Source organism: Actinoplanes sp. DH11 (genome assembly GCF_020873875.1).
In the GTDB taxonomy this organism is placed as follows: Bacteria; Actinomycetota; Actinomycetes; order Mycobacteriales; family Micromonosporaceae; genus Actinoplanes.
The window spans coordinates 1-333 of sequence record NZ_JAHWGU010000202.1 but is presented as its reverse complement, the minus strand read 5'-3'; the positions used below and the strand labels follow the sequence as shown (position 1 = coordinate 333).

Sequence of the window (333 nt, the reverse complement as noted above, 5' to 3'; positions counted from 1 at the left end):
AGCCCCGATCGACGGGGAACGGTGTGATCCCGTCCCCACCCCGAACCACCAGATCCCACAAACCTTGCGGCGAACTCACCCCACCCGGATACCGACACGACATCCCCACGATCGCGATCGGCTCGTCCAGACCGACCCGATTGGCCACAACGGCCGCAGCTACTGGCGACTCCCCCGCCAACCGTTGCGCGACATAACCCGCCAACGCCGCCGAGGTCGGGTAGTCGAAGATCAGCGTCGCCGGCAACTTCAACCCCGTCACCACCGCCAACCGATTACGCAACTCCACCGCCGTCAACGAATCAAACCCCAACTCCGTGAACGGCTGCCCCA

1 protein-coding gene is annotated in these 333 nt (G+C 64.9%); it reads right to left on the bottom strand.

Going from position 1 to position 333, the window contains the following annotated elements; all coding sequences use genetic code 11:
• The coding region (locus tag LPA41_RS41435) for an acyl carrier protein (RefSeq protein WP_229076995.1) at positions 1-333 on the bottom strand (333 nt) is incomplete at both ends.